The following is a 5764-nucleotide window of genomic DNA, read 5'->3' on the forward strand; positions in this document are numbered from 1 at the left end:
CGACTACAGATGGAAATTATCAGTTTAGAGTAACCGATTCACAAGGATGTCAGGCGATATCAAATGTTATCATAGTAACGCCAAAAACAACCCCAACGCAAACTTACACACAGACTAATGTAAGCTGTAATGGTGCTAACGATGGCAGTATCGTAGTAACGGCAGCTGATGGAATTGCTCCTTATCAATACAGTAGGGATAATGGAGCGACCTTCCAAGCATCGAATGTGTTTAATGGTTTAGCAGCAGGAACTTATAATATTGTTGTAAGAGACAGCAAAAGCTGTATTTCTGTAGCAACAGTAGTGACTATCACCCAGCCAACACCATTAACAGCCACAGCAAGTGCTACGGCCTTTAGTTGTAGTGCTACTAATGCCAAACAATCGGCAGTAATCACAATTGCGGTACCAACAACAGGAACAGCACCCTACCAATACAGTTTTAATAATGGCGCCACGTTTAGTTCAAGCAATACCTTAACGGTAAACGATAACGGATCGGACCAGACCTTTAATTATGTAGTAAGAGATGCCAATGGTTGTTTAACAGCAGCACAAAGCATCACGCTAACGGCATTGAATCCGCCATCGGATTTAATATTGAATTCATCAGTGGTTACTTGTCTAGCAACTACTTCTACAGTAACGATAACTAGTACAACGGGTGGTGTTGGAGCTTTACAATATCAAATAGTGGCACCAGCCGCTTCGGCAACTGCCTACCAAGCTTCAAATGTGTTTTCAGGATTAGCACCTGGTACTTATACATTCAGAGTAATAGATGCGAATGGTTGTTATTATTCCGAATCTCACACGATTGCACCAGTAACGCCAATAGCTGTAACAGGATTAAAATTGAGTGATGTTTTATGTAACACAGGTAATTCTGGAGCGATTCGATTTACGGTTTCTGGATACGCTGGTACTTATACTTCGGTTTTAACGAGTGGAACAGGAACATTATCTCAAGTAGGAAATACAGTTAATTTAACTGGGTTAGTTGCAGATACTTATACGCTTGAAGTTACCGACGATAATACAGGTTGTACAGCTACATATTCAATTACAATTACTGAACCAGCGGCTTTAACAGTTACAGCTACGGCAACTAATGTGTTCTGTACAAATGATGAATCACAAATTACTGCGACGGCAGGAGGAGGAACAGCAAGTTATACCTATGCCGCTGTAATATCAGGAAACCCCGCGCCTTTAGCGGGAGCTTATGGTAGTAGTAATGTCTTAAATGTCGATACAAATTCTGCAGCAGATTTAGTTTGGGATGTTTATGTAAGAGATGCGAATGGTTGTATCACAACAAATACAGTTACAATAATTTCGGATGTGTTACCAACGGTAACTACACCACCATTGGCTTCAAACCAATGTACGGTTTCTTCAGGGTTTACCTTTACAGCAACAGGCACTGGTTTAGCACCACTAACGTATAGTATCAATGGTGTTACTTTCCAGTCTAGTCCAATATTTACAGTCAATACACCGGGCAGTTATACAGTAACCATAAAAGATAAAAATGGTTGTACAGCAACAAGCCCAACACCAACGGTTGTTTACGCACCATTGGATACAAATGCCATTTTAACAAAAGATTTAACATGTTCAGTGCCAACAGCAGCTACTATTGATGTTACAACTTCAGGTGGTAATGCGCCTTATTCTTACAGAGTAAAAATAGGGGCAGGTGCTTATGGAGCTTCAACAGCATTTGCTGGAACAACATTTACATATAGTGCTACAAATGCAGATACCTATCAGTTTGAGATAACAGATGATAATGGTTGTACTAGAGAAACTAGTGTAATCACTGTTGCAGCTATTATACCTGTAACGGCATCAGAAACTCAAGTAAATCCAACTTGTAATGGAGATTCTGATGGTTCAATTAGATTATCAGCAACATCAGGAGAAGCGCCATTTACTTATAGTATTGATAATGGCGTGACATTCGTGTCTTCGAATGTATTTGGTGGCCTATCTGCGGGCACCTATAATTATGTTGTAAGAGATGCAAAAGGTTGTGAAGCTACTGGCAGTATTGTATTAGCTGACCCAGCGCCTATTTCACCTAATATTGTAATAAATGGTATTCAATGTAGTCCAAATACACCAGGAAGTTTTGATATTAATATAACTTCTGGAGGGACAGCGCCTTACGTTTATACATTATACGATAATTCTTTTACTCAGATTGCTACTTATACTGAATTAGCTTCTGCAAGCACTCCAGTTTGGAATTTTGGAGGTTTAAATTTTGGTGATTATTACATTACCATAGTTGATGCTAATGGTTGTGAGTATAGAAGTAATAAACTACGAATAGAACCAATTCCATATTTGAATTTAACCAGTGCAGTTGCAAATGCAACTTGTTTAACTGGAGTTGATGTTGAATTAAATGTAACTGGAGGTATTCCCGATTATACATATTTAATATACGGTCAACCAGCTACAGCAGTTACAACATCTGCCACCTCCTATACTTTTACGGGATTAGATCAAGGAACTACTTATGTGTTTGAAGTAATTGACATAAATGGCTGTCCGTCGTATTTAGAAATCACGACCCCGCTTATATCTCCAATTGTTATTGATCCGTTAGTAGCAACAAATGTAACATGTTTTGGTGCTAATGATGGTGAAATTTCATTTACAGTTGATCAATATGATCCGACAGTTACAGAACTTTATTATGAAGTACGAGATAATTTAACAAATACAGCAATTATCCCAGCAAAAAATGGAAATTTACCAGGTTTAACAGGTGCTCCTGCATCTGCAATAATTACAGGGTTGCCAGCGGGTAACTACACGCTTTACGTTGAAGAGGTTGATGGTACATTTTGTTCAATTACTGGACAATTTCAAATAAGACAACCAGTTCAACCCCTTGCTTCAACTATTACAGCTGAAGTAAATGCAAATTGTAATTCTGGAGCACAAATTACGTTAACAACAACAGGCGGAACAGGACCTTATAAGTATGCCGCTGGTGCACCAGGGTTTATACCTGTGGCATTAGATTTCGGATCTAGTAATGTTCTTAATTTAGATGATGCTATAAGACTTAATTGGGATATTGTTATTGAAGATGCAAATGGTTGTCAGGTAAGAATTAATAAAACCATAACCAGAGATGCAGACCCAACAATAAATCCTGTAGCTCAGCAATGTTTTGATGGAACGCCTATTACTATAACACTATCAGGTACCACTTCAGTTGGACCGGTAACCTACAGTATAGGTTCTGGTGGTGTAGCCGGAGCTTACCAGTCTAGTGCAACATTTAGCATTAATGTAGTTGGACTTTACGACGTGTTTATTAAAGACGGTAATGGCTGTATTGCAACAACAACGTATTTGGTACAACCAGCATTGTTATTAGATGCCGATATAACTAAAGAATTAGATTGTACTGCCTCACCAAATGCGGTGATAACCTTAATTCCAAGTGGAGGAACAGGAACATATAGTACATATGAAGTAGATTATAATGGAGGAGGCTATGTAGGTATTGCAGGTTCACCATATTCTGCGGCTGCTGCTGGCACATACCAATTTAGAGTGACAGACTCACAAGGCTGTATAGCAGAATCCAGTGTTATTACTATCGACGCATTAACCCCAGTAACCCATTCCGAAACACATACGAATGTAAGTTGTAATGGAGGATCCGATGGTAGTATTGTAGTAACGGCATCAGGAGGAGTAGCACCGTATGAATACAGTATTGATAATGGTGCAACTTACCAAGCATCGAATATATTTACAGGATTAAATGCTGCAGGTGTTTACGATGTTGTAGTTAGAGACAGTAAAAGTTGTGTTTCACCAGCAACCTTAGTAACCATTACTGAACCAGCATTAGTTGGAGGAACCATTGCTTTAACCCAAGGATTAACTTGTGGAACAGGCAATGCCACCCAAGCCGCCATAGTAACCGTAACAGGCAGTGGCGGAACAGGACCATATACTTATAGTTTTGATGGCGGTGTAAATTATACATCTACCAATACCTATTCTACTTATACAGCAGGAACGGTAACGGCATACATAAAAGATGCTAATGGATGCCCTATTCCAGCGCCAATAGATGTTGTGGTACCAGCATTAGATCCACCAACAGATATAGATTTTTCATCACCACCAGTAACCTGTATAGCCACAACAACAGATGTGACTCTAACAGTGACAGATGGAATTGGAATATTGTCTTATGAAATTATTTCACCAATCGCAGTTGGACCACAGGCGTCAAATGTATTTACAGGCTTAGCACCAGACACCTATATGTTTGAGGTAACCGATGCCAATGGCTGTACGTATCAGGAATCCTATACAGTTGTACCAGTAACGAATATTACAGTTTCAGGCGCATTAATTAATGATGTTTCTTGTAATGGAGGCTCAAATGGAGCTGTAGACTTTACGGTATCAAATTTTGCAGGCACATATAGTTATACAGTAAATGGAGGACCAGCAGTAGTTGGGCAATCATCAGTAACGATTAACTTAACCGGGTTACCAATAGGGAATCAACAAATTGTTGTAACAGACGAAATTACAGGATGTACAGATACATTTACAGTATTAGTTAGTGAGCCAGCAAGTCCATTAACATTTACAGCAACAGCGACCAATGTATTCTGTACCAATGATGAATCACAAATAACCGTGACAGCATCAGGAGGCACAGTGAGTTATACTTATGCAGCAGTAGTAACAGGAAACGCAGCTCCATTAGCTGCCGCTTATGGCAGTAGTAATGTAGTTACGGTAGATACCAATTCGGGAGCAGACTTAGTTTGGGATGTGTATGTAAGAGATGCAAATGGATGTACAGAAATGAATACCGTTACGGTTATATTAGATCCGTTACCATCAGTGTCTACACCAACTCTGGCGTCTAATCAATGTACTGTTACTTCAGGCTTTACTTTTACAGCGTTCGGAGAGACAGGCGTAGCACCATTTACATATAGTATCAATGGAGGCGCATCATATCAAGCAAGTCCGACATTTACTGTAAATGCACCAGGAAGTTATACCGTAACTATTAAAGATGCGAATGGTTGTACTAATACGAGTCCAACTCAAACCGTTGTATATGCACCATTAAATTCAGTAATAACCTTATCGAAAGAATTAGATTGTACAGGAACACCAGATGCTGAAATTACGGGAACTATTACTGGAGGTTTAGCACCGTATACTTATGAAGTATCCATAAATGGAGCGCCATATGCTGCATCAGGCCCTGTGGTAAGTCCTTATATATATACTACTGCAAGTGCAGGAACATATCAATTTAGAATTACAGATGCAAATGGTTGTCAAGCAGAGACCAATATTATTACTATCGATGCATTAACCCCAGTAACTCATTCAGAAACACATACCAATGTAAGTTGTAATGGCGGCAATGATGGTAGTATAGTAGTAACGGCATCAGGAGGTGTAGCACCGTATGAATACAGTATTGATAATGGTGCGACTTACCAAGCATCGAATATATTTACAGGATTAAATGCTGCAGGTGTTTACGATGTTGTAGTTAGAGACAGTAAAAGTTGTGTTTCACCAGCTACATTAGTTACCATTACNAGCCATAGTAACCGTTACAGGCAGTGGCGGAACAGGGCCATATACCTTTAGTTTTGATGGCGGTGTAAATTACACTACCACCAATACCTATTCTACTTATACAGCAGGAACGGTAACGGCATACATAAAAGATGCTAATG

The 5764-nt window shown here is 39.3% G+C and carries 1 protein-coding gene; it reads left to right on the plus strand.

Annotation, left to right across the window (positions count from 1 at the left end):
• Positions 1–149 precede the first annotated feature (149 nt).
• Positions 150–5675 (plus strand): hypothetical protein, encoded by a 5526-nt coding sequence (locus ACFQ0I_RS05040; protein ID WP_449288673.1) that lies wholly within the window; start codon positions 150–152, stop codon positions 5673–5675.
• The last annotated feature ends 89 nt before the right edge of the window (positions 5676–5764 follow it).

The sequence above is a fragment of the Mariniflexile aquimaris genome (assembly GCF_042676825.1).
GTDB classification, from domain to species: Bacteria; Bacteroidota; Bacteroidia; order Flavobacteriales; family Flavobacteriaceae; genus Mariniflexile; species Mariniflexile aquimaris.